Source organism: Streptomyces sp. NPDC000594 (assembly GCF_040299965.1).
GTDB lineage: Bacteria > Actinomycetota > Actinomycetes > Streptomycetales > Streptomycetaceae > Streptomyces.
On sequence record NZ_JBEPCY010000004.1, the window covers coordinates 118927 to 142554 of the forward strand.

Below are 23628 nucleotides of genomic sequence, written 5' to 3' on the forward strand. Positions count from 1 at the left end.
CGCCACGACACGCCGTCGGGTCGGGCCGTGGGCCGGCCAGGAGGGTCAGGAGCAGACGGTGCCCGAGCGCGGCACCGTACCGTCCAGCAGATAGTTGTTCACCGCGTCCCGGACACAGGTGTTGCCGCCGTTGTACGCGCCGTGCCCCTCGCCCTTGTAGGTGATCAGCACGCCCACGCCGGAGCCCAGCGCGTCGGCCATCGCCCGCGCTCCCTCATAGGGCGTCGCGGGGTCCCCGGTGGCGCCGATGACCACCATCGGGGCGGCGCCGGGGGCCCGGACGTCGGGGTGGGTCCACTCGCCCCGGACGGGCCAGCCGTCGCAGCTCATCAGCCCCCAGCCGAGGGATTCGCCGAAGAGCGGGGAGGCCTCGCGGAACTGCGGCAGGCGCGCCTTCGTCTGCGCCAGGGAGTAGCGGTCCCGGTAGTCGGCGCAGGTGATCGCGGTCAGTGCGGCCATGCTGTTGTCGTAGTGGCCGTTCTGCTCCCGTCCGTTCATCAGGTCGGCGAAGGTCAGCAGCAGCGCTCCGCTGCCGCCGTCGGCCTCGTCCAGGCCCTGTTCCAGGTACTGCCAGAAGTCCTTGGCGTAGAGGGTCTGCACAATCCCGGAGATCGCCAGCGACTGGGTCAGCTCGCGGTCGCCGAGTCCGGGGATCGGATCCTGGTCCAGCCGTTCCAGCAGCTCGCCGACCCAGTCCTGGATCTCCTCGGGGGAGTCGCCGGGCAGCAGGCACTCGTCGCCCCGGGAGAGACAGTCCTTGGCGAAGTTGGTGAAGGCGAGCTGGAAGCCCTTCGCCTGCCCCAGGGAGGACTGTTCGGCGGTCTTGGTCGGGTCGATGGAGGCGTCGAGGACGGCGCGGCCCACCTTGGTGGGGAAGAGGTGCGCGTAGACGCCGCCGAGTTCGGTGCCGTACGAGATCCCGAAGTAGTGGAGCTTGTCGTCCCCGAGGACCTGGCGCATCAGATCCAGGTCGCGCGCGGCGTCGGTGGTGCCGACATGGGGCAGCTCGGTGCCGGAGTTCTTCTCGCACGCCGCCGTGTACGCGGCGAGGCGGTCGCGGTACTCCTGCTCCTCGGCCGGGGTGTCCGGGGTGGCGTCCGCCGCGTAGAAGGCGTCCAGCTGCCGGTTGTCCTCGCACTCGACGGCGACACTGCGGCCGACCCCGCGCGGGTCGAAGCTGACGAGATCGTAACGGGTGCGCAGATCGGCGTAGTCGCTCTCGAAGTTGGGCAGGGCGGCGACCCCGGAGCCGCCCGGTCCGCCGAAGTTGAAGATCAGCGAGCCGATACGTTTCTGCTGATCGATGGCGGGGGCCTTGATCAGGGCCAGCTCGATGGTCTCGCCGCCCGGGTCCGCGTAGTCGAGCGGGACCTCCATGAACGAGCACTGCCAGGGGGTCCCGCCGGGCAGCGGTGAGGGGGCGGGGCCGCCGCCCTCGGCCTCGGAGGGGGGCGGACAGGGGCGCCACGCGGGCTCCTGGGCGGTGAATCTCTTCAGCGCGTCGGCTCCGGTGGCGGTGGCGGTGGCCGAGGTCCCCTCCCGGGCCCCGTCGCCGTTTCCGTTCCCGTCCCCGCCGGAGCAGCCCGCGGCCGACAGCACGGTGAGGGAGGCGGCGAGTGCGGCGGCCCGCAGGGCGGATGACGTGGTGGGCATGGCTCCATCGTGGGCGCGGAGGCCGGGCACTGCCCCCGAGCGGGGCCGTTCGGGTGAGGGCCGCGCCCGCCGCGCCCGCCGTGCGCGACACCCGGGTGCTCCGGTGCTCCGGTGCTCCGGTGCTCCGGTGCTCCGGTGCTCCGCGTATCGCGAGGGCGCCGGGTGCTACAGCGCGCCCTTCCGCGTCAGATGGTTGAAGAAGATCCACCCCGGCAGCACCGGCAGCCAGAGCGTCATGGTCCGGTAGAGCAGCACCGCGGGCGTGGCGACCTCCTTGGGCACCCCCGCCGCGAACAGGCCGAGGATCAGGGCGCCCTCCACCGCGCCCACACCGCCGGGCGTGGGCGCCGCCGACCCCAGGGCGTTGCCCGCCAGGAAGACCACGGCGAGGGTGGCGTAGCTCAGCGGCTGGTGCCCGTCGTTGAAGGCCCGGACCGAGGCGTCGAGGCAGAGCACGAAGACACCGGTCAGCATCAGCATGCCGCCGATGCCGGTGAGCAGCTTCATGGGCCGCTGGAGCACATCGAGCATGCGGGGCACCACCCCGGCGAAGAGCGACCGCAGCCGGGTGGAGACGAACTTCCGCAGGAACGGGATGGCGGTCACCACCAGCGCCAGCACCGCCACCGTGAGCAGACCGGCGATCACGGTCCGGGAGGGGTTGAGCGAGGGGGTCTTCTCGGTGCCGGTGAGATAGCCGAAGGTCAGCAGCAGCATGATGTGCGCCCCCAGCCCGAAGAGCTGGGAGGCGCCCACACTCGCCACCGCGAGCCCCGGACGCACCCCCGCGCGCTGGAGGAACCGGGTGTTCAGCGCGACCCCGCCGACCGCGGCCGGGGCGACGATCTTGACGAAGGAGCCGGCCACCTGGGCCGCCACCGTCCTCGGGAACGGCACCCGCTCGGGGACGAAGCCCAGCAGGCTCATCGCCGCCGCCACATAGCTCACCGCCGAGAACGCCGCCGCGGCGGCCACCCAGCCCCAGTGGGCATGGCTGAAGTCGGTGCTGAAGTCATTGCCCGCGATGGTGGTGAGCAGGAAGTACGCGGCGACGGCCCCGGCGATCAGACTGACCAGGGTGCGCGGCCTGATCCGTTCCAGCCGGACCGGCTCCACGGGCGCCTGGGGGCGGATCCGCAGCACCTCATGGCGGATCTGGGCGAGCGGATCCTCCTCCCGGGCCTCGTCCATCGCCTCGTCGATGGCGCGCTTGTCCGCCTGTTTTCCGGCGCGCTCCGCCTTGCGGTCGGCCTTCCGGTCCGCCGCGCGGTCGTTGCGGCTCTCGGCACGGGCCCGCTTGGCGGCGGCCGACGCCTCCAGGACCGCCTCGCGTTCGCGCTGGGACCGTTCCCGGGCCAGCTTGCGCAGGGTGCCCCGGGTGGAGCGGGTCAGGGCGATCGGCTGGAGCAGCGGCAGACAGTCGGCGACCGTGTCCGGCCCCAGCACCTCCACGGCCGTGGCGACGGCGCGCTCCGCGCCCAGCCGCAGGGCGAAGGTGGTGAGCAGCTGGGCGATGTCCATCCGCAGCACCACATCGCCCGCCGCGATCTCCCCGCCGCGCAGATCGGTGAGGATCACCTTGCCGGAACGATCCACCAGGATGGCCTCGCCGTTCAGTCTGCGATGCGCGATACGGCGCGACTGAAGCGCTCTGACCTGCTGCCATGACTCGCGGACGACATCGTCGGTGATCTCGTCGTCGGTCATGGAGTCCAGTGACCGGCCACCCAGGTGCTCATAGACGAGCATCACCGCGTCGGGGCCCAGCTCGGAGGTGGCGATCAGCTTGGGGGCGTTCGCCCCGGCGGAGATCGCCGCGTACGCCAGCAGCGCCTCCTGCTCCAGCGCCTGCCGCAGCGACTGGAGCGAACGGCGGGTGGTGATCGAACGCAGGGTCAGCCGGCGCCACACCCGGTAGAAGAAGCCCTGGGCCTGCTGCTCCCGGTCGACCACGGTGACATCGAGCGGGGGGCCGTCCTCCAGGGTGACGAGATAGCGCCGGCCCCGGTCGCCCTGCTCGGATCTGCCGCGCTCGCCCCGCTCCTTCCGTCTCTCCTTGCCGTCCTTCTTGCCGTCCTTCTTGTCCGTGCCGCCCTTGCCGGCCTGTCCGCCCTTGGTGTCCTGTCCGTCCGGTCCGCCCTTGGCCTGCGGTGGTCCGTCGGCGGTGGCGGTGGCGGGGGCCGGTCCCAGGGGCGAGGCGGAGCCCGGCGCCTCGTCGGCCCGCATCGCGGTGACGGGGTGGAAGCCGACCCGCCGCAACCCCGCCAGCAGGGTCTGCCCGGTGGGGCGGACATTGGGCGTACCCACCGCGTAGAGCGTCCCGTACGCCACCGTCCAGCCCAGCAGCACGGTCAGGATGATCGAGAACGGGGTGGTGTACCCGGCGACCAGCATCGCGAAGGCGTCCAGCAGCAGAACCACCCACAGGACCACCCGCCAGCGCGGTCTGCGGGCCATCCCGACGGCGGTCATATAGGCGATCACGGGTGCGAGATAGCCGTGGACGGGGTCGGTGAGACCGTTGCCCTGGTGCTGGGTGAGCGCCTCACGGATGCTCTCGGGGGCGGCCCGGGCCACCCAGAGGTCGGTGGCGAGGGTGATGCCGTGGGCGAGGACCGCCGCGAGGACACCGTCCGCGATCCGCAGCCCGTCGCGTTTGATCAGACGTTCGATGGCGAAGGCGATGGGGACGAGCAGCAGGGCGATGGAGGAGACCAGTCCGGCCATCTTGACCAGCAGATCGGGGGCCTGTCCGGTCCCCTTGGTGATGTCCTCCTCCAGCCCGGCGGTGGTGCCGTGGGCGAAGGCGGCGACGGCGAGCACGACCGCGATGGCCAGGACGCCGGTGAGCAGGCGCAGCAGGTCGGACGGGCGGTGCACCCGGGCGGCCAGCAGCGGCTCGTCGCCGGAGACCCGGTCGCTGTCGGTCGGCTCCGGTCCGTCCGGGGCCCGGTCCGGCTCGGCCGGCCCTCCCGGGTTGCCCGGCTCTCCTGGATTCCCCGGGTTCTCCGGGCTCCCTGGGTTCTCCGGCCCTCCCGGGTTTCCCGGTTTTTCCAGGGAGACCCTCTCCGTCCGCGGTTCGGCCTCAGGGGTGCCCGCCTGCCTGCCTGGCTGCACGCCCTGCTCCTTCGCCGTCTCGGTCTCGTCTTGATCTCGGATCACCAGTCACCGCCCGCACGATGGTGGCACGACCGGAGAGCCGTCGGGGGACTCAGGGGGCGACGCGGTTCGGTACGACAGTCTGCGATCAGCTGCTTCGGCCGGTGAAATCCATTCTGCACCGCACGGTTGTCCACAGGGTTCCGGGGCTGTCGGCGCTGTACGGCAGGATGGGACGGATGGAAGAGCTGCCGGAGTACGCGGAGCGGGTCCTGGAGGTCGTCGAGCTGATCCCGCCCGGAAGGGTGATGACGTATGGCGATATCGCCGAGTGGCTCGGTGAGGGGGGCCCACGCCAGGTCGGCCGGGTCCTGGCGCTGTACGGCGGCGGTGTGCCCTGGTGGCGGGTGGTCCGGTCGGACGGGACCCTGCTGCCGGGCCATGAGGTACGCGCCGTCGGCCGGTACCGCACCGAGGGCACTCCGCTGCGCGAGGCGCCGCGCGGTGCGACGGGCCATGTGCCCCGGATCGATATGCGGCGGGCGCGGTGGGACGGCATGAGCACTCCCTGAGCACACCCGGGTGCTCCCCGGGCGCTCCCGGGCGGGCCGCGCACGGCTCGCCGCGCCCCGGGCGCCGGACCGCGTAGCCTCGATCCTCCGCGGCACCCCGCGCGCGTACCCCCGTACCCCCGTATCCGTACCGAGATCCGTACCCCGTATCCGTCACCCTCAGGACCGGCGATTCCGTGACCATCCCCACCACCACCGGACACCCGTCGTACCCCCGTGCGGCGCGGCGGCGGGGGACCGGTGCGTACCGGCTGGTGCGTACGGCGCCGGGCGCGGTCCCCGTGCCCCGGCTGGATCCGGCGCAGCGTGCGGTGGTGGCCCACCGGGGCGGCCCGCTCCTGGTGCTCGCGGGGCCCGGCACGGGCAAGACCACCACCCTGGTGGAGACGGTGGCCTCCCGGGTCGCCGCCGGGGCCGATCCCGCGCGGATCCTGGTGCTCACCTTCAGCCGGAAGGCCGCCGTCGAGCTGCGGGACCGGATGGCGCTGCGGCTGCGCGGGGCCCGGGGTCCGCAGGCCACCACCTTCCACTCGTTCTGTTACGCCCTGGTCCGCGCCCACCAGGACGCCGATCTCTTCGCCGAGCCGCTGCGGCTGCTCTCCGGTCCCGAGCAGGATGTGGCGGTACGGGAACTGCTCACCGGCCAGCTGGGCCTGGAGGCGGACGGGCTGGCGCGCAATCAGTGGCCGGACGAGCTGAGGGCCTGCCTCACCACCCGGGGTTTCGCCGACGAGGTGCGCGCGGTGCTGGCGCGCAGCCGTGAGCTGGGACTCGGCCCGGAGTCGCTGGCCCGGTTCGCGGCCCGGACCGGCCGCCCGGACTGGCGCGCCGCCTCCTCCTTCCTGGCGGAGTATCTGGATGTCCTGGACATGCAGGGCGTCCTCGACTACGCGGAGCTGGTGCACCGGGCGGTCCTGCTCGCGGAGCGGACCGATCCGCCGCTGGAGTTCCCGTACGACGCGGTGTTCGTGGACGAGTACCAGGACACCGACCCGGCCCAGGTGCGGCTGCTCCAGGCCCTCGCGGGCGGCGGGCGCACCCTGGTGGCCTTCGGCGACCCGGACCAGTCGATCTACGCCTTCCGGGGCGCCGATGTGAACGGCATCCTCGACTTCCCCGACACCTTCCGGCACCGCGACGGCCGCCCGGCGGAGGTGGCGGTGCTCACCACCTCGCGGCGGAGCGGGGGTGCGCTGCTCGACGCGACCCGGCTGCTGACCCGCCGGATGCCGCTGACCCGGCTGCCCGCCGAGAAGGTCCGCGCCCACCGCGAGCTGGCGGCGGTGCGTCCCGGGGGGAGGGTGGAGACCTACACCTACCCGACGCCCTCCACCGAGCTGGAGAACATCGCCGACATTCTGCGCCGGGCACATCTGGAGGAGGACGTTCCGTGGCATGAGATGGCCGTCCTGGTCCGTGCGGGCGCGCGCAGCATTCCCGCCGTGCGCCGCGCGCTGACCTCGGCGGGGGTGCCGCTGGAGGTCGACGGCGCCGATGTGCCGCTGCGCCACGAGCCCGCCGTCGCCCCGCTGCTGACGGCCCTGCGCGCGGTGGCGACCGCCGCCTCCTCCCCCCGCCCGCACCCGGGGCGGCCCGGTACGGGCGACCTCGCGGATCCGGCCGGTACGGGTCCGGAGCCGGGCTCCGGTGCGGGGGTGAACGGCGTTCCGCCTGGCAGCGCCGTACCGGACCCGAGTGATCCTTCCGGCCCGCCGCCGGTGCGGGCCGACGCCGGTGACGCCGGGGCGGATGCCGGTACGGGCGCAGGCGCGCACCCGGGTGCTCGTACGGGTGAGGGGGCGGCCGACAGCGGGGGCGAGAGTGCCGACCACCCCGGGGAGTCGTGGGCGGCGGACGGCGCGGACCTCGCCGGTGCGGGCGGGGGCGCGTCCCCCCGTACCCCCTCCGGGGTGGACGCGGCGGACACCGAGGCGGCGGACACCGACACCGGCCCCCGCGCGGAGCGCACCTGGCTGGACACCGAGACCGCGCTCGCGCTGCTCGCGTCGCCGCTCGGCGGAATGGACGCCGCCGATCTGCGCCGTCTCGGCCGTGCCCTGCGGGACGAGGAGCGCGCGGCGGGCCATCGCGTCCCGGCCCCCTCCGACGACCTCATCGCGCGGGCGCTCGCCGAGCCGGAGCGGCTCACCGTCCACGACCGCTCGTACGCGTTCGGCGCGGCCCAGCTCGGCGGGCTGCTGCGGGACGCCCGGGAGCTGCTGGAGCGCGGCGGCACCGCCGAGGAGGCCCTGTGGGCGCTCTGGAACGGCACCGGCTGGCCCGGCCGGCTGGAGCGCGCCGCCCTGCGCGGCGGCGCCGCCGGGCGCAACGCCGACCGTGACCTCGACGCCGTCTGCGCCCTCTTCGACACCGCCGCCCGCGCCGAGGAACGCACCGGCGGCCGGGGCGCCCTCAACTTCATCGAGGAGATCGAGGCCCAGGACATCGCCGCCGACACCCTCTTCACCCGGCACAGCCGCCCCGGCGCCGTACGGCTGATGACCGCGCACCGCTCCAAGGGCCTCGAATGGCGGCTGGTGGTCGTCGCCGGGGTGCAGGAGGGGCTCTGGCCCGATCTGCGCCGCCGGGGCTCCCTCCTGGAGGCCGACCGCATCGGGCGGGACGGGCTCGCCGAGCCGCTGAGCCCGGGGGCGCTCCTCGCCGAGGAGCGCCGGCTCTTCTACGTGGCGGCCACCCGCGCCCGCGACCGGCTGGTCGTCAGCGCCGTCAAGGCCCCCGCCGACGACGGTGACCAGCCCTCCCGTTTCCTCGCCGAGCTGGGCGCGGAGCCCAAGGACATCACCGGCCGCCCCCGCCGCCCGCTGGCGGTGGCCGCGCTCGTCGCCGAGCTGCGGTCCACCACCGTCGACCCGGATGTCTCCCCGGCGCTGCGCGACGCCGCCGCCCGCCGGCTGGCCCGGCTCGCCGCGCTCAGGGACGACGAGGACCTGCCGCTCGTCCCCGCGGCCCATCCCGACCGCTGGTGGGGGCTGCACGAGCCCACCCGGAGCACGGTCCCGCTGCGCGACCGCGAGCTGCCCGTCGCCCTCTCCGGGAGCGCCCTGGACCAGCTCGCGGGTGACGGCTGCTCGCTCCAGTGGTTCCTGGGGCGTGAGGTACGGGCCGGTGCGCCCGCGACCGCGGCCCAGGGCTTCGGCAATGTCGTCCATGTCCTCGCCGACGAGGTCGCCTCCGGCCGCAGTCCGGCCGATCTCGCCGTCCTCATGGAACGCCTGGACTCGGTCTGGGACGGGCTCGCCTTCGACGCCCCCTGGAAGTCCCAGCAGGAGAAGGAGCACGCGCGCGCGGCGCTGGAACGCTTTCTGCGCTGGCATGTCATGGACCGCGGCGGCCGGACGCCGCTCGCCACCGAGCACGGGTTCGACGTCACCCTGGAGGCGGGGGAGTACGCCGTCCGTATCCGGGGCTCCATGGACCGGGTCGAGCGGGACGCCCAGGGACGGGTGTACGTGGTCGACTTCAAGACCGGGAAGTCCGCGCCCACCGCCCGTGAGGTCGAGCACCATCCCCAGCTCGCGGTCTACCAGCTCGCCGTGGGCGAGGGCGCCCTGAACCCCGGCGGCGGCCCCGACGGCGACGGAGAGGGCGACGGAGAGGGCACCGGGGAAAGCGGTGGGAACGGCACCGGGGACGGCGGTGGGGTCGGGAACGGCTCCGCGCCGGAGAGCGGCGGCGCCGAGCTGGTCCACCTCCGGCAGGCCGCCCCGGTACGAGAGGGCGGCGACGCCCTGCCCAAGGTCCAGGCCCAGCAGCCGCTCAGCGGTGACTGGGTCGGTGAGCTGCTGGCCACGGCGGCGGGCCGGGTGCTCGAAGAACGGTTCGCCCCGGCGACCGGCGCCCACTGCACCACCTGTTCCTTCCGTGCCTCGTGCAGCGCCCAGCCCGAGGGCCGCCAGGTCGTCGACTGAGCACGGGTCTGTTCGGGTCGGACGTACCCGTCCACCGTCCGGGTGAGGGGGTTGTCCACAGCCGGCCGTCCGCGACCGACCGCCGGGCCAGGTTGTCCACAGGCGGGACCGGCTGTCCGCCCGGGCGATTAGCCTCTTGAGGGTGACCGCTCGTATCAGCGATCCCCAGCAGCTCAAGGAGCTGCTGGGGATCCCCTTCACCCCGGAGCAGACGGCCTGCATCATCGCGCCGCCCGCGCCGCAGGTCATCGTGGCCGGAGCCGGTTCCGGGAAGACCACCGTCATGGCCGCCCGCGTGGTCTGGCTCGTCGGCACCGGCCAGGTCGCCCCCGAGCAGGTCCTCGGCCTCACCTTCACCAACAAGGCCGCGGGCGAGCTGGCCGAGCGGGTCCGCACCGCCCTGATCCGCGCCGGGGTCACCGACCCCGATGTCATCGACCCCGACAACCCCCCGGGCGAGCCCCGGATCTCCACCTATCACGCCTTCGCCGGACAGCTCCTCGCCGACCACGGGCTGCGGATCGGCCTGGAGCCCACCGCCCGGCTCCTCGCCGACGCCACCCGCTACCAGCTCGCCGCCCAGGTGCTGCGCGCCGCCCCCGGCCCCTATCCCGCGCTCACCCGCTCGTTCACCACCCTCGTCAGCGATCTGCTCGCCCTCGACGGCGAGCTGTCCGAGCACCTGGTCGACCCCGACCGCCTCGCCGCCCATGACGAGGAGCTGCTGCGCACCCTGGAGAGCGCCCCCCTCTCCAACGCCGAGCTGCGCAGAATCCCCGAGGCCACCGCCGCCCGCCGGGAGCTGCTCGACCTCACCCGGCGCTACCGCGCGGCCAAGCGCTCACGGGAGCTGCTGGACTTCGGCGACCAGATAGCCCTCTCCGCCGAGCTGGCCCTCACCCGGCCCGCCGTCGGCGCCCTGCTCCGCGACGAGTACCGGGTCGTCCTGCTCGACGAGTACCAGGACACCTCCGTGGCCCAGCGGCTGCTGCTCTCCGGGCTCTTCGGCCAGGGCACCGGCCACGCCGTCACCGCCGTCGGCGACCCCTGCCAGGCGATCTACGGCTGGCGCGGCGCCTCCGTCGCCAATCTGGACGACTTCCCCGAGCACTTCCCGTACCCCGACTCCACTCCCGCCACCCGGTACGCGCTCAGCGAGAACCGCCGCAGCGGCGGCAGGCTGCTCCAGCTCGCCAACGGCCTCGCCGCCCCGCTGCGGGCCATGCACGAGGGCGTCGAGGCGCTGCGGCCCGCCCCCGGGGCCGAGCGCGACGGTTCGGTGCGGATCGCCCTGCTCCCCACCCATGCCGAGGAGATCGCCTGGCTCGCCGACTCCCTCGCCCATCTGGTGCGCACCGGCAAGGCCCCCGGTGAGATCGCGGTGCTCTGCCGTACCGCCGCCGACTTCCCCGAGATCCAGGGCGCCCTGGTGGCCCGGGACATCCCGGTCGAGGTCGTGGGTCTCTCCGGGCTGCTCCAGCTGCCCGAGGTCGCCGATCTCGTCGCCGTCTGCGAGGTCCTCCAGGACCCGGGGGCCAATGCCTCCCTGGTCCGGCTGCTGACCGGCCCCCGCTGGCGCATCGGCCCCCGGGACCTCGCCCTGCTGGGCCGCCGCGCCCGGCTGCTGGTCCACCGGGACAGCGGGGACGGGGCCGACGCCGGTCTCGCCGAGCGGCTGGCCGCCGCGGTGGAGGGCACCGACCCGGCCGAGGTGATCTCGCTGGCCGACGCGCTCGACACCTTTATCGACCCGGGCGCGGCCGATGACGGACTGCCCTTCTCGGCCGCCGCGCGGGTGCGGTTCCGCCGTCTCGCCCAGGAGCTGCGGGAGCTGCGGCGCTCCCTGGCCGACCCGCTGATGGATGTGCTGCACCGGGTCCTCGCGACCACCGGGCTCGATGTCGAGCTGTCCGCGTCGCCGCACGCCCTGGCCGCGCGCCGCCGGGAGACCCTGGGCAACTTCCTGGACATCGCGGCGGGCTTCGCCGCGCTGGACGGGGAGGCCTCGCTCCTGGCCTTCCTGGGCTTTCTCCGTACCGCCGCGCAGTACGAGAAGGGCCTGGACAACGCCCTCCCCGGCGGGGAGAACACGGTCAAGGTGCTGACCGCGCACAAGTCCAAGGGCCTGGAGTGGGATGTGGTGGCGGTCCCCGGGCTGACCGCCAAGAACTTCCCGAGCGACCAGGCACGGGAGGCCTGGACCTCGCACCCCCAGGTGCTGCCGCACGCGCTGCGGGGCGACGCGTCGACCCTTCCGGGTATCACCTCCTTCGACGCGCGGGGGCTGAAGGCGTTCAAGGAGGAGATGAAGGCCCACCAGCACACCGAGGAGCTGCGGCTCGGCTATGTGACCTTCACCCGCCCGCGCTCGCTGCTGCTGGGTTCGGCGCACTGGTGGGGTCCGGCACAGAAGCGCCCCCGGGGGCCCTCGGCCTTTCTGCGGGCGCTGTACGACCACTGCGCGGACGGCCATGGCGAGATCGAAGCATGGGCGGACGAGCCCGCCGAGGGGGCGGAGAATCCGGCACTGGCCACGGACGGCCCGGACCGCGCCTGGCCCCTGCCCCTGGACCCGGTCTCGACGCGCCGCCGCCGGGCGGCCAGGGACACGGTCCTGGCGTATCTGGAGGGGGGCGCCGGGGCGGCCGTCCCGGCCGCCCGTGCCGCCGGGCCCGCGTCACCCGTACCCGCCGGGCCCGCTTCTCCCGTACCCGCCGCTGCCGGGGATCCGTTCCCGATCCCCGAGGAGGCATGGGAGCTGGAGGAGCCCCACGGGCCGGAGGAGGCCTTCGGAGAGCCGTTCGAGGAGCCCTATGAGCCCTCCGAGCCCGATGGACCGGAGGAGACCTCCGGCGACGCGTACGGGCCCGCGCAGCCCTGTGAGCCACTTTTCGAGGAGACCGGAGCCGGGGAGCCCCGGGATCAGCCCCCTGGGTCCCCTGGGTCCCCTGGGTCCCCTGGGTCCCCTGGGTCCCCTGGGTCTGCCGGGTCTGCCGGGTCTTTCGGCTCTTCCGGGGCGCCGGGTGCGCCCGAGGACGCCCCGGTCCTGCCCCATCAGGCCGGTCCGCCCACGGAGCGGGCCCCCGTGCCCCCCGCCGCACCCGGGGCGGCGGACGGCGGGACCACCCCCGAGGAGCGGCGGATCATCGACTCCTGGGACCGTGATCTCACCGCCCTCACCCGTGAGCTGCGCAGCGCCCGCGCCACCTCCCACGAGGTGCCGCTGCCGCCCTCCCTCACCGCGTCCCAGCTGATGCGGCTCGCCGCCGACCCCGACGGCTTCGCCAAGGAGCTGGCCCGGCCCATGCCCCGCCCGCCGCAGCCGGCGGCCCGCCGGGGCACCAGGTTCCACGCCTGGGTCGAGTCGCGGTTCGAGGCGCTGCCGCTGCCCCTGCTGGACCCGGACGACCTCCCCGGGGGAGACCTGGACGGCCCCGATCGCGCCGAGATCGCCGACGAGCGGGACCTCGCCGCCCTCAAGGAGGCGTTCGAGCGCACCCCGTACGCCCGGCGTACCCCCCACCGGGTGGAGACACCGTTCCAGATCACCCTCGCCGGACGGGTGGTCCGGGGCCGGATCGACGCCGTCTACCGCACCCCCGGCAGTCCCCCCGAAGGCCCGGCCCATGCCCCGACCGACAGCGGCGACGGCCGCGCGGGGCGGTACGAGATCGTGGACTGGAAGACCGGTGCCACCGGCGGCGCCGACCCGCTCCAGCTGGCGGTCTACCGTCTCGCCTGGGCCGAGCAGCACGGCCTCGACCCCGACGAGGTGGACGCGGCGTTCGTCTTCGTCCGCAGCGGAGAGGTGGTCCGGCCCCGTTCCCTGCCGGGCCGGGCCGAGCTGGAAAGGATCCTGCTCGGTGAGACGGCAGACGAGGGGGGTCCCCGGGGCGGCTAGGCTCAGACACATGAGCGACACCCCGGACAGCGCCGTCCGCCAGTACATCGACGCCCACCGCGCCGCCTTCCTCGACGACCTCACGGACTGGCTGCGCATCCCCTCCGTCTCGGCCCAGCCCGAGCACGACGCGGATGTACGGCGCAGCGCCGACTGGCTGGCCGAGCGGCTCACCGCCACGGGTTTCCCCGTGGCCGAGGTGTGGCCGACCGCCGGGGCGCCCGCGGTCTTCGCCGAGTGGCCGTCCGACGATCCGGACGCTCCCACGGTGCTGGTCTACGGGCATCACGATGTCCAGCCCGCCGCCCGGGAGGACGGCTGGCGCACCGACCCGTTCGAGCCGGAGATCGTCGGCGGGCGGCTGTACGCCCGGGGCGCGGCCGACGACAAGGGCCAGGTCCTCTTCCACACCCTGGGTGTCCGGGCCCATCTCGCCGCCACCGGCCGGACCGCTCCCGCCGTCCATCTCAAGATGCTGGTCGAGGGCGAGGAGGAGTCCGGCTCCCCGCACTTCCGGGCGCTGGTCGAGGAGCGTGCGCAGCGGCTGCGGGCCGATGTCGTCATCGTCTCGGACACCGGGATGTGGTCGGAGGACACCCCGACCGTCTGTACCGGGATGCGCGGTCTCGCGGACTGTGAGATCGAGCTGCACGGCCCGGACCAGGACATCCACTCGGGTTCCTTCGGCGGTGCGGTCCCCAACCCGGCCACGGTCGCCGCCCGGCTGGTGGCCGCGCTGCACGACGCCGACGAGCGGGTCACCGTCCCCGGCTTCTACGACGGGATCGTGCCGCTGAGCGACGCCGAGCGGGCCCTCTTCGCGGAGCTGCCCTTCGACGAGAAGGCCTGGCTCGCCACGGCCCAGTGCCATGGCACCCTCGGTGAGCAGGGCTTCTCCACCCTGGAGCGGGTCTGGGCGCGCCCCACGGCGGAGGTGAACGGCATCGGCGGGGGCTATCAGGGCCCCGGCGGCAAGACGATCGTTCCCTCCTCGGCGGTGCTGAAGCTCTCCTTCCGGCTGGTCGCGGGGCAGGACCCGGGCCGGATCGAGGCGGCGGTCAGCCAGTGGGTGGCCCAGCGCGTCCCCGACGGCATCCGCTACAACCTCACCTTCGGCGCCGCCACCCGGCCCTGTCTGACGCCGCTCGACCATCCGGCGCTCCGCTCCGTGGTGCGGTCGATGAGCCGCGCCTTCGACGGGCGGAAGATCCTCTTCACCCGGGAGGGCGGCTCCGGTCCCGCCGCCGACCTCCAGGACGTGCTGGGTGCGCCGGTGCTCTTCCTCGGCATCTCCGTACCCTCCGACGGCTGGCACGCCCCGAACGAGAAGGTGGAGCTGGAACTGCTGTTCAAGGGCGTGGAGACGGCCGCCTATCTCTGGGACGACCTTGCCGCGGCCCTGGGCTGACCGACCCGGGTCCGGCCGGGCCGGGGCCGAGGCGCCCGGGTCCGGCCGGCCAGGCCCCTGGCCGACCGACCGACGGAACGAGACCCGATGCACCGGGGGAGTTGGAAGTACGTGAGCAGCAACGGCCATGTCACCGCGGACCGTGCCACCGGCCTCAGCGCACCGCCCATCAGCCTGACCGCTCCGAGCGGGATCGACCGTGCGGCACACCACCGGCTGGACGAGGCGTGGCTGGCGGCGGCCTGGAGCCACCCCACCACCCGGGTCTTCGTGGTCTGCGGTGGTCAGGCACTGATCGACGACACCGCCGACGGGCGTACCGAGCTGGTGATGACCCCGGCGTTCGAGGCGCCCGTCACCGAGACCCACCGCTACTTCCTGGGGACCGACGAGGCCGGTGTCCGCTACTTCGCGCTCCAGAAGGACACCCTGCCGGGGCGGATGGACCAGTCCGCGCGTCCGGCCGGGCTGCGGGAGGCCGGGCAGCTGCTCTCGCCCCGGGACGCGGGTCTGCTGGTGCACGCGGTGGCGCTGGAGAACTGGCAGCGGCTGCACCGCTTCTGCTCGCGCTGCGGCGACCGCACGGTGATCGCGGCGGCCGGGCATGTCCGCCGCTGCCAGGCGTGCGGTGCCGAGCACTACCCCAGGACCGACCCGGCGGTGATCATGCTGGTGACGGACGAGGACGACCGGGCGCTGCTCGGGCGGCAGGTGCACTGGCCCGAGGGACGCTTCTCCACCCTCGCGGGCTTTGTGGAGCCGGGGGAGTCGGTCGAGCAGTCGGTGCGCCGGGAGGTCCGTGAGGAGGCGGGTGTCGAGATCGGCGAGGTCGCCTATGTGGCCAGCCAGCCGTGGCCCTTCCCCTCCAGCCTGATGCTGGGCTTCACCGCGCGGGCGGTCTCCTCCACGATCACCGTGGACGGGGAGGAGCTGCACGAGGCGCGCTGGTTCTCCCGGGAGGATCTGCGGGCCGCCTTCGCCTCGGGCGAGGTGCTGCCGCCGTACGGGATCTCGATCGCCGCGCGGCTGATCGAGGACTGGTACGGCGAACCCCTCCCGGGCCCCCGCCCCCGCGCCTGAACGCCGCCGCAGCCGCCCCATGGTGACCGGGGCGGCTGCGGACCGGCGGGCGAAATCGCCCCGCTCAGGCGCTGATCTTGGCCTTGACCTGGGCCAGCGAGGGGTTGGTCAGGGTCGAGCCATCGGCGAAGAGGACCGTCGGAACGGTCTGGTTCCCCCCGTTGGCCTTCTCCACGAAGGCCGCCGACGCCGGGTCCTCCTCGATGTTGATCTCGGTGTACGCGATGCCCTCGCGCTCCATCTGGCTCTTCAGCCGACGGCAGTATCCGCACCAGGTGGTGCTGTACATCGTCACAGCGCTCGACATCGTCTTCCGGCTCCTTCGCTGGGCTCTTCCGCGTCCATCCGGACGCATCGGCGTACGTCCGTGCCCCCGCGCGATCACGGGGGCATGGAGAAGAACGTACGAGGTCCGGGCACCATTCCCGGACCCGGCCCCGGTCCGGGGAGCACTTCCGGCGGCTCACCCCCAGGAGTGATTCATATGACCGGTAGCCCCGGGGCTGTGGACAACGGCCGCATTCGCCCCGCCGGACCTGGCAGCATGGCGGGGTGACATCAGCAACGCACTCCTCCCTTTTCCCGCAGGTCCCCGAGTCGGCGGACGCGGTGCTCGACGGGCTCGACCCGGAGCAGCGCGAGGTCGCGACCGCCCTGCACGGCCCGGTGTGTGTGCTGGCGGGTGCCGGCACGGGCAAGACGCGGGCGATCACCCATCGCATCGCGTACGGGGTGCGCGCGGGCATACTCCAGCCCGCCAGTGTGCTGGCCGTCACCTTCACCAACCGCGCCGCCGGAGAGATGCGGGGGCGGCTGCGCCAGCTCGGCGCGGGCGGTGTCCAGGCACGGACCTTCCACTCGGCCGCCCTGCGCCAGCTCCAGTACTTCTGGCCGAAAGCGGTGGGCGGAGAGCTGCCCCGGCTGCTGGAGCGGAAGATCCAGCTCGTCGCCGAGTCCGCCGCGCGCTGCCGGATCCGGCTCGACCGCAATGAACTGCGCGATGTGACCAGCGAGATCGAATGGGCGAAGGTCACCCAGACGGTCCCCGCCGACTACCCCGCCGCCGTCGCCAAGACCGCCCGTGACGCCCCCCGGGACCCATCGGAAATCAGCCAGATCTATGGCATGTACGAGCAGCTGAAGCGCGATCGCGCGGTGATTGACTTCGAGGACGTGCTGCTGCTCACCGTCGGGATCCTCCAGGACCGGCCCGACATCGCCGACCAGATCCGCCGCCAGTACCACCACTTCGTGGTCGACGAGTACCAGGACGTCAGCCCGCTCCAGCAGCGGCTGCTCGATCTCTGGCTGGGCAGCCGGGACAGCCTCTGTGTGGTCGGCGACGCCAGCCAGACGATCTACTCCTTCACCGGCGCCACCCCGGACCATCTGCTGAATTTCCGCACCCGTCACCCCAACGCCACCGTGGTGAAGCTGGTGCGGGACTACCGCTCCACCCCCCAGGTCGTCCATCTCGCCAATGGGCTGCTGGGCCAGGCGAAGGGCAAGGCCGCGGAGCACCGGCTGGAGCTGGTCTCGCAGCGTGACTCCGGCCCCGAGCCCGTCTACGCGGAGTACCCGGACGAGCCCACCGAGGCCGAGGGCACCGCCCGCAGGATCCGTGACCTCATCGACGCCGGGGTCCCCGCCGGCGAGATCGCCGTGCTCTACCGGATCAACGCCCAGTCGGAGGTCTACGAGCAGGCCCTCGCCGACGCGGGTGTCCCCTATCAGCTCCGCGGGGCCGAGCGGTTCTTCGAGCGCCAGGAGGTCCGGGAGGCGGGTGTGGCCCTGCGCGGCGCCGCCCGCGCCGGGGGCAACGACTCCCTGCTGGACGCCGCCGAGGATCTCCCCGCCCAGGTCCGCGCGGTCCTCTCCACCCAGGGCTGGGCCGCCGAGCCGCCCTCCGGCTCGGGCGCGGTGCGCGACCGCTGGGAGTCCCTGGCCGCGCTGGTGCGGCTCGCGGAGGACTTCGGCCGGGCCAGGCCCGGCGCCACCCTCGCCGATCTGGTGACCGAGCTGGACGAGCGCGCCGCCGCCCAGCACGCCCCCACCGTCCAGGGGGTCACCCTCGCCTCCCTGCACGCCGCCAAGGGCCTGGAGTGGGACGCGGTCTTCCTCGTGGGGCTCACCGAGGGCATGATGCCGATCACCTATGCCAAGACGGACGAGCAGATCGAGGAGGAGCGGCGGCTGCTCTATGTCGGGGTGACCCGGGCCCGCTTCCACCTCTGTCTCTCCTGGGCGCTCTCCCGCGCCCCGGGCGGCAGGGCCTCCCGCCGCCCGACCCGCTTCCTCAACGGTCTGCGGCCGGGCTCGGCCGCCGCCGGACCGAGGAGCGCGGGCGGCACCGGCGGGACGGAGCGCGGCCGGAAGAGGCGCCGCGGGCCCGCCCTCTGCCGGGTCTGCGGCAAGACCCTCACCGAGGCCGGTGAGATGAAGCTGATGCGGTGCGAGGACTGCCCCTCCGACATGGACGAGGCTCTGTACGAGCGGCTCCGGGAGTGGCGTTCCGGCCAGGCACGGCTACTTGGCCAGCCGGCGTATTGCGTGTTCACCGACAAGACGTTGATCGCCATCGCGGAGGCCGTGCCCGGTGACGAGGGCGAGCTGTCCCGTATCTCGGGCGTCGGAGGGCGGAAGCTGGAGCGGTTCGGCTCCGATGTCCTCGCCATCTGCGCAGGTCAAGAGGTGGGGGAGGGGGCCGGGGACCCCTCCGGCGAAGACTGAGACCAACTCGTCGGAAAAATAGTTTGCGCAGCCCCCGACATGCCCCATAGGTTCTTAACCACGGGAACAGCGGGCTTCTCCGAAGCCCTGTCCCCGTGCTCTACTTATCCGAATACATGCGGTCGGCCTGTCCGACCCCGAGACGCCGAGAGGAGGCGAGTCCTGTGATCAGCAACACCATCAGCTTCAACGAGTCCACCACCAAAGTGACCGATCGCTCGGTCGTCGCCTCCACCTGCTCGCTCGGCTTCTCCCTGTCGTTCGACGCCACCGGTGTCTCCCATGGCGTGGCCAAGGTGTCCCTGCGACCTCTGACGGGCCTTCCCGTCCTGGGCCGTAATGAGCGACCGACCGTGGCACTGGAAGCAGGAGTGGCCGAGGCAAAGGGCAAGTTTTATGCCTTCGCGGCGACCGGTGCCGGATTCATGAAGCAGACGCACGACCACATGACGTGGGCCTTCCGTGGGCTCGAACCCTGGAGTGATCCAGCCTGAGGTGATCAGGCCGGCGCCTTCAGGGCCGCGGAACCCCACTCGGGATCCGCGGCCCTTCTGTTTGTCCCCGTACAGGGACGAGCGGAGCGAAGGGGCCTCGGGACAGCACCACCCGGTACCAGCCCCCCGACCGTCCGGGGGACCACCAACCGGCCGACCGGCCGGACCGACAAGACGAGGAAGACCCAGCCGTGCAACTCGAAGCGCACGCCCCGTCCGTACCGCCTTCCGAGACCATCACCCCGTCCGCTCCCACGGAGGACCCCACCGTGAACGCGCTCACCGCGCTGACCGCCCTCGATGACGCCATCGAGAACCTTGGCGTGCCCGTTCCCTGCCGCTCGTACGACCCCGAGGTCTTCTTCGCCGAGTCCCCGGCGGACGTCGAGTACGCCAAGTCCCTCTGCCGTACCTGCCCGCTGATGGAGGCCTGCCTCGCCGGCGCCAAGGAACGGCGCGAGCCGTGGGGCGTCTGGGGCGGCGAGCTGTTCATCCAGGGTGTCGTCGTCGCCCGGAAGCGGCCCCGTGGTCGCCCGCGCAAGAACCCGGTCTCGGCATGAGCATCCTCGGGACCATCGACCGCCCCTTCACGAACGATCCCCAGAAGCAGGCCACCATGCCCACTTCCCTGAGCGAGCCCCATGGCTCCGCCACCCCAGTCGTCACCACCTTGGGCGCGACCGCTTCGCGCCAGAACAGGACCCGCGCCATGCAACTCATCCCAGAAGCCCTGGCACGCGCACAGATGCGCGACCGCCTGCGCGACGCGGACAGCGAACGCCGGGCGGTCCGTGTCGTCACCGCACGCCGGATGCAGCGCCGGGCGGAGCGCGTTTCGATGCGCGCCCGCCGCGCGCTGGCCATGGCCGTCATGAACTGACGGCGATCCGGCGCCCTCCGGGGGCGGGTCCGTTCGGACCCGCCCCCGCGGGGCGTTCCCCCGCCGAAGAGGCCCCCGAGGGGTATCGTCACAGGCGTGGACCAGCAGACCTCCCCCGAGGCCGACCCGGGCGCCGAGAGCGTCGCCGTGTGCTCCCGCTGCGGTACGACGGCGGAGGCGACCCCGCCGACCTGGATCTGCTCCGTGGAGAATCACACCCGCCACTACTTCTGTGACGGGTGCGCCCGCGCAAATCTCCGCGCGATCGAGAGCAGGCTCGACTCCGCCTGGTGGTAGCGGACCCCGGTCAGACCCGGGCGCCGACCGCCGCACCGCCGACCGGGTCGTCCCCCTCGCGCTCCGCGGCGGCCTCCCGAGCCGTGTCCGCCGAGCCCTCCCCGGACTCCGGCCTCTCCCCGGACTCCTGAGCGCCCTCCGGAACCGCTCCGTCCATGGACTCCGGCTCGTACTCGGTCTCGGACTCGGTCTCGTACTCCGGCAGGAACCCCGGCACCCAGTCCTCCAGCTCGTCCCGCAGCCGGACCGTGGCGCTGAGCTGGCACAGCACCCCGATCGTGCTGAGGGTGACCCGGTGTATCAGCAGATAGGACGGGGGCAGATTGAGCTGCTTGCCCAGCTGGTGCGCGGGGGAGCGGATGTCCGCGATCCGCGCCGCCTGGGCCCGCATCCAGCCCCGGGTGAAGGTGAACTCCTCCACCTCGGCCGGTTCGATGATGGGCAGCAGATACTCCAGTACCGCGTCCGGGTCCAGCTCGATCTCCTGCTTGACGAAACCCTCCTCGCACAGCAGCTCGTACACCGCGTCGGCCTGGCCCTCCAGCGTCATCCGCAGACACTCGCCGATCGGCAGCGGCAGCCCGCCCGGGAGCCGGTCCACCGTGCCGAAGTCGAGGACGCCCAGCCGCCAGCCCTCGCCCTCCCCCTCCTCCAGGGGCAGCAGCCGGAAATTCCCCGGATGGGGGTCGGCGTGCAGCAGCCCCGTCCGTGCCGGACCGGAGAAGAGGAAGCGGGCCAGCAGCTGACCGGCCCGGTCCCGCTGCTCCTGGGTGCCGTCGGAGATCACCTCCGCCAGGGGGATGCCGTCGATCCACTCGGTCACCAGCACCTGATCGGAGTGGAAGACCACATCCGGGACCAGCACATCCGGGTCGTCCAGGAACTCCGCCGCGTGCTCCCGCTGGGACTCGGCCTCCAGCGCGTAGTCCAGCTCCTCGGAGACCCGGTCCCGCAACTCGGTGATCAGCGGCTTGATGTCCATCCCTGGGATCAGCGGCCCCAGCAGCTTCGCGAACCGGCTGAGCTGGGTCAGATCCGAGAGCAGCGCCTCGCCCGCCCCCGGGTACTGCACCTTCACCGCCACCTCGCGGCCGTCGTGCCAGACCGCCCGGTGCACCTGACCGATGGAGGCGGCGGCCGACGGCTTGTCCTCGAAGGAGAGGAACAGCTCCCGCCACTCCTCGCCGAGCCGCTCCTCCAGGACGGTGTGGACCGTCCGGGTCGGCATCGGCGGCGCCGCTTCCTGGAGCTTGGTGAGCGCGGCGCGATAGGGCCCGGCGACCTCCTCGGGCAGCGCCGACTCGAAGACGGAGAGCGCCTGACCGAATTTCATGGCACCCCCCTTCAGCTCACCGAGCACCTTGAACAGCTGTTCGGCGGTCCGCTGTTGCAGCTCACGGGCGACGACCTCGGCGGACTTGCCGCCGATCCGCTTGCCGAGCCCCCAGGTGGCGCGGCCGGCGAACCCCAGTGGCAGGGCGGCCAACTTGGCGGTCCGGGTGACCGCCTTCCGGGGAAGATCAGACATACGCCCCTCCATATCCCCGCCGGCCGTGCCCGTGGCGTGCCCAGCGGCCCTGCTCCGACAACGGCGGCTACCCGGCCATTGTCTCGTGCGGGGCAGCCAACCCCGAGGTGTCCTGTCCCTCACTTTTCCCGGCCGCCCCGCAGACACAGTGCCGATGGGGTGACAGACGCTCCCGCCGCCACTCCAGCCGGGGCAGCGAGATCTCCCAGCGGGCCCCGGCGCCGGTGGACAGCTCTCCGTCGAGAAAGGAGAGCGCGTGAGCCGCCGCCGTGCCCGCGACGGCCTGGGCGAGCGCCAGATCACCGGCGGGCACCGGGGCCCGCCGCCCGCCGGAGCGCCACTGGGCCACCAGCCTCGGCCACCCCGGATCGCGCTCCACCCGGCCCAGCTCCAGACAGCCCGCACAGGCCGTGACCCCCGGCAGCACCAGAGGGCCGACCACACCCGTCGCCTCGATCACCCCCGTAAAGAGATGCGGGGTCCCGGTCGCGATCCAGTCCGCGGCCGTCGCGGGGTCGGGGCAGTGCGCGGCGAGCCCGTCCCGGGGGCAGACCACGATCAGGGAGAGCCCCGAGCCGCCGGGACCACCGCCCCGGTCCGGGCGGCGGGGTGTCATCGGTGCCGCCCGGCGCACCAGCCGGCGGGCCGCCGTGTCCCGGCGCTCGCCGATCTCATCGGCCGGAAGACCACCGGGTGCCACATCCCAGGGCTCGGTCCGGCCGCCGTCCACCACCTCCACCAGCCCCACCCCGGAGGCGGAGAGCAGCGCGGCCACCGCGGCCCCGACCCGGCCCGCGCCCCTGACCTGGACCCGGGTGGCCTGCCGGGTCGCCAGCCGCCGCAGCCCGGCGCCCGGTTCCGGATGGACCACCGAGAGCGCCGCGAGATCCGGACGCAGCCGGTCCAGGGCGCCGGGGCGCCGCCGCAGGGCCTCCGCCTGAGGCCCGCCCGCCGTGGCGTCGTCCAGCAGCCCGGCCACCGTCAGCCGTCGCACCAGGGCATCGACATGCCCGTCCGGTAACCCCATCGACCGGGCCTCGGATCGCAGCAGCGGCAGCCCCCGGGTCCCGTCGAACAGCTCCAGCAGTGCGCCTGTCGCCGTGTCCACCGGGCCGAGGGTCACCGCCACCGCGCGGGTCACCCCGAACTGCACACTCTGCCGCTCCCGCCAGGCCCGCCGCAGTGCGGGCTTCAGCATGGGATGCATATCGTCCCCCCGTTGTCGCTCTGTCTGTACGTGCTGTACCTGCTGTCGTGGTCCCGGTCCCGCCCGTGGTCCGCGTCCGATCTCAGAATGCACCGACCGCTCCATCGCCGCGGAAAGTTGTCCACAGGCGAGTCCCATTAGTCATATGAATGGCGCGCCCAAGGAGTGGATCATGATGGATCACGCCCCAACCCGATCCGGGGGCGGGACTTATCCAAGGGCCAGCGGGTAACGTCGGGTCGTGTCCGTCGAGCCGTCCCCCAGTGTCGCGGGGGAGACCCCGCCCCGGCCGTCCCGCCGATCGGGAACGAGTGCGGTCGAGGTCCGCAGAAGTGCGCGCCGCCGCAGAACCGTATCCGCCTATCGCGAGGGCGACCGTACGATCGTCCTCATCCCCGCCCGGATGTCCGAGGCGGAGGAGGAGCGCTGGGTGGGCGTGATGCTCGACAAACTCGCGGCCCAGGAGAGCAGACGGACCCTGGGCGACCGCGAACTGGCGGAGCGCGCGGAGCGGTTGTCCGCCCAGTACCTCGGCGGGCGGGCGCGCCCGGCCTCCGTGCGCTGGGTGACCAATCAGAACACCCGCTGGGGATCCTGTACCCCCGCCGAGGCCAGTATCCGGCTCTCCCACCGGCTCCAGGGCATGCCGGAGTACGTCCTCGACTATGTCCTCGTCCATGAGCTGGCCCACCTTCTGGTGCCCGGCCATGGACCTCGTTTCTGGCGTCTTCTGGAGGCGTATCCGCGCACCGAACGCGCCCGGGGATATCTGGAGGGGGTGGTGGCCGCGGCACGGTTGCCCCACCCCGCCGCACCCGACGGAGAGTGACCACGGAGAAACGCCGCGACA

General features: G+C 73.2%; 16 protein-coding genes. 11 read left to right on the top strand and 5 right to left on the bottom strand.

Features of this window, described 5'->3' with window-relative positions; all coding sequences use genetic code 11:
* Positions 1 to 45: 45 nt before the first annotated feature.
* Together ABT354_RS07790 and ABT354_RS07795 are read right to left on the bottom strand one after the other, a co-directional pair.
* Positions 46 to 1653 carry an alpha/beta hydrolase gene (locus ABT354_RS07790; protein WP_351490451.1) on the bottom strand — a complete coding sequence of 536 codons (1608 nt, stop codon included), beginning with the start codon at positions 1651 to 1653 and terminating at the stop codon, positions 46 to 48.
* Between the two features lie 165 nt (positions 1654 to 1818).
* Positions 1819 to 4770: a lysylphosphatidylglycerol synthase domain-containing protein gene (locus tag ABT354_RS07795; RefSeq protein ID WP_351490454.1), complete on the bottom strand. Its 2952-nt coding sequence runs from the start codon at positions 4768 to 4770 to the stop codon at positions 1819 to 1821.
* Between the two features lie 212 nt (positions 4771 to 4982).
* Between ABT354_RS07795 and ABT354_RS07800 the strand changes: the two genes are divergently transcribed.
* The 5 genes from ABT354_RS07800 (at position 4983) to nudC (ending at position 15642) form a co-directional block, all read left to right on the top strand.
* Positions 4983 to 5324 (top strand): MGMT family protein, encoded by a 342-nt coding sequence (locus ABT354_RS07800; RefSeq protein ID WP_502983367.1) that lies wholly within the window; start codon positions 4983 to 4985, stop codon positions 5322 to 5324.
* Positions 5325 to 5500: 176 nt separating this feature from the next.
* Positions 5501 to 9253: an ATP-dependent helicase gene (locus tag ABT354_RS07805; RefSeq protein WP_502983355.1), complete on the top strand. Its 3753-nt coding sequence runs from the start codon at positions 5501 to 5503 to the stop codon at positions 9251 to 9253.
* 142 nt (positions 9254 to 9395) lie between these two features.
* On the top strand, positions 9396 to 13154 hold the full coding sequence (locus tag ABT354_RS07810) for an ATP-dependent helicase (RefSeq protein ID WP_351490459.1): 3759 nt from the start codon (positions 9396 to 9398) through the stop codon (positions 13152 to 13154).
* A 10-nt stretch (positions 13155 to 13164) separates the two neighbouring features.
* The gene (locus tag ABT354_RS07815) at positions 13165 to 14562 is read left to right on the top strand and encodes a dipeptidase (protein WP_351490461.1); all 1398 of its coding nucleotides are present in this window, start codon (positions 13165 to 13167) and stop codon (positions 14560 to 14562) included.
* An 87-nt stretch (positions 14563 to 14649) separates the two neighbouring features.
* The gene (gene nudC, locus ABT354_RS07820; RefSeq protein WP_502983356.1) at positions 14650 to 15642 is read left to right on the top strand and encodes an NAD(+) diphosphatase; all 993 of its coding nucleotides are present in this window, start codon (positions 14650 to 14652) and stop codon (positions 15640 to 15642) included.
* A 64-nt stretch (positions 15643 to 15706) separates the two neighbouring features.
* Here the strand turns inward: nudC and ABT354_RS07825 are convergent, their stop codons facing one another.
* Positions 15707 to 15949, bottom strand: coding sequence for a mycoredoxin (locus ABT354_RS07825; protein WP_351490465.1), 243 nt, complete (start codon positions 15947 to 15949; stop codon positions 15707 to 15709).
* 245 nt (positions 15950 to 16194) lie between these two features.
* On the opposite strand from ABT354_RS07825, the gene ABT354_RS07830 reads away from it, so the two are divergent.
* From ABT354_RS07830 to ABT354_RS07850, 5 genes are all read left to right on the top strand, one after another.
* A complete protein-coding gene (locus tag ABT354_RS07830) occupies positions 16195 to 18372 on the top strand; it encodes an ATP-dependent DNA helicase UvrD2 (protein ID WP_351490467.1) in 2178 nt (725 codons plus the stop codon).
* Between the two features lie 164 nt (positions 18373 to 18536).
* A complete protein-coding gene (locus ABT354_RS07835) occupies positions 18537 to 18866 on the top strand; it encodes a hypothetical protein (protein WP_351490470.1) in 330 nt (109 codons plus the stop codon).
* Positions 18867 to 19057: 191 nt separating this feature from the next.
* Positions 19058 to 19426, top strand: a complete 369-nt coding sequence (locus tag ABT354_RS07840) for a WhiB family transcriptional regulator (protein ID WP_351490471.1) — start codon at positions 19058 to 19060, stop codon at positions 19424 to 19426.
* Positions 19423 to 19746 (top strand): putative WhiB-interacting protein, encoded by a 324-nt coding sequence (locus tag ABT354_RS07845; protein WP_351490473.1) that lies wholly within the window; start codon positions 19423 to 19425, stop codon positions 19744 to 19746. Before ABT354_RS07840 ends, ABT354_RS07845 begins: the two co-directional genes overlap by 4 nt.
* Before the next feature lie 96 nt (positions 19747 to 19842).
* The gene (locus ABT354_RS07850) at positions 19843 to 20043 is read left to right on the top strand and encodes a hypothetical protein (RefSeq protein WP_351490476.1); all 201 of its coding nucleotides are present in this window, start codon (positions 19843 to 19845) and stop codon (positions 20041 to 20043) included.
* A gap of 10 nt (positions 20044 to 20053) precedes the next feature.
* On the opposite strand, the gene ABT354_RS07855 is transcribed toward ABT354_RS07850, so the two are convergent.
* A complete protein-coding gene (locus tag ABT354_RS07855) occupies positions 20054 to 21571 on the bottom strand; it encodes an ABC1 kinase family protein (RefSeq protein ID WP_351490478.1) in 1518 nt (505 codons plus the stop codon).
* Between the two features lie 67 nt (positions 21572 to 21638).
* Positions 21639 to 22778 (bottom strand): ThiF family adenylyltransferase, encoded by a 1140-nt coding sequence (locus tag ABT354_RS07860; RefSeq protein WP_351490480.1) that lies wholly within the window; start codon positions 22776 to 22778, stop codon positions 21639 to 21641.
* A 241-nt stretch (positions 22779 to 23019) separates the two neighbouring features.
* On the opposite strand from ABT354_RS07860, the gene ABT354_RS07865 reads away from it, so the two are divergent.
* Complete coding sequence (locus ABT354_RS07865) at positions 23020 to 23607, top strand: M48 metallopeptidase family protein (protein WP_351490483.1); 588 nt, start codon at positions 23020 to 23022, stop codon at positions 23605 to 23607.
* Positions 23608 to 23628: the final 21 nt, after the last annotated feature.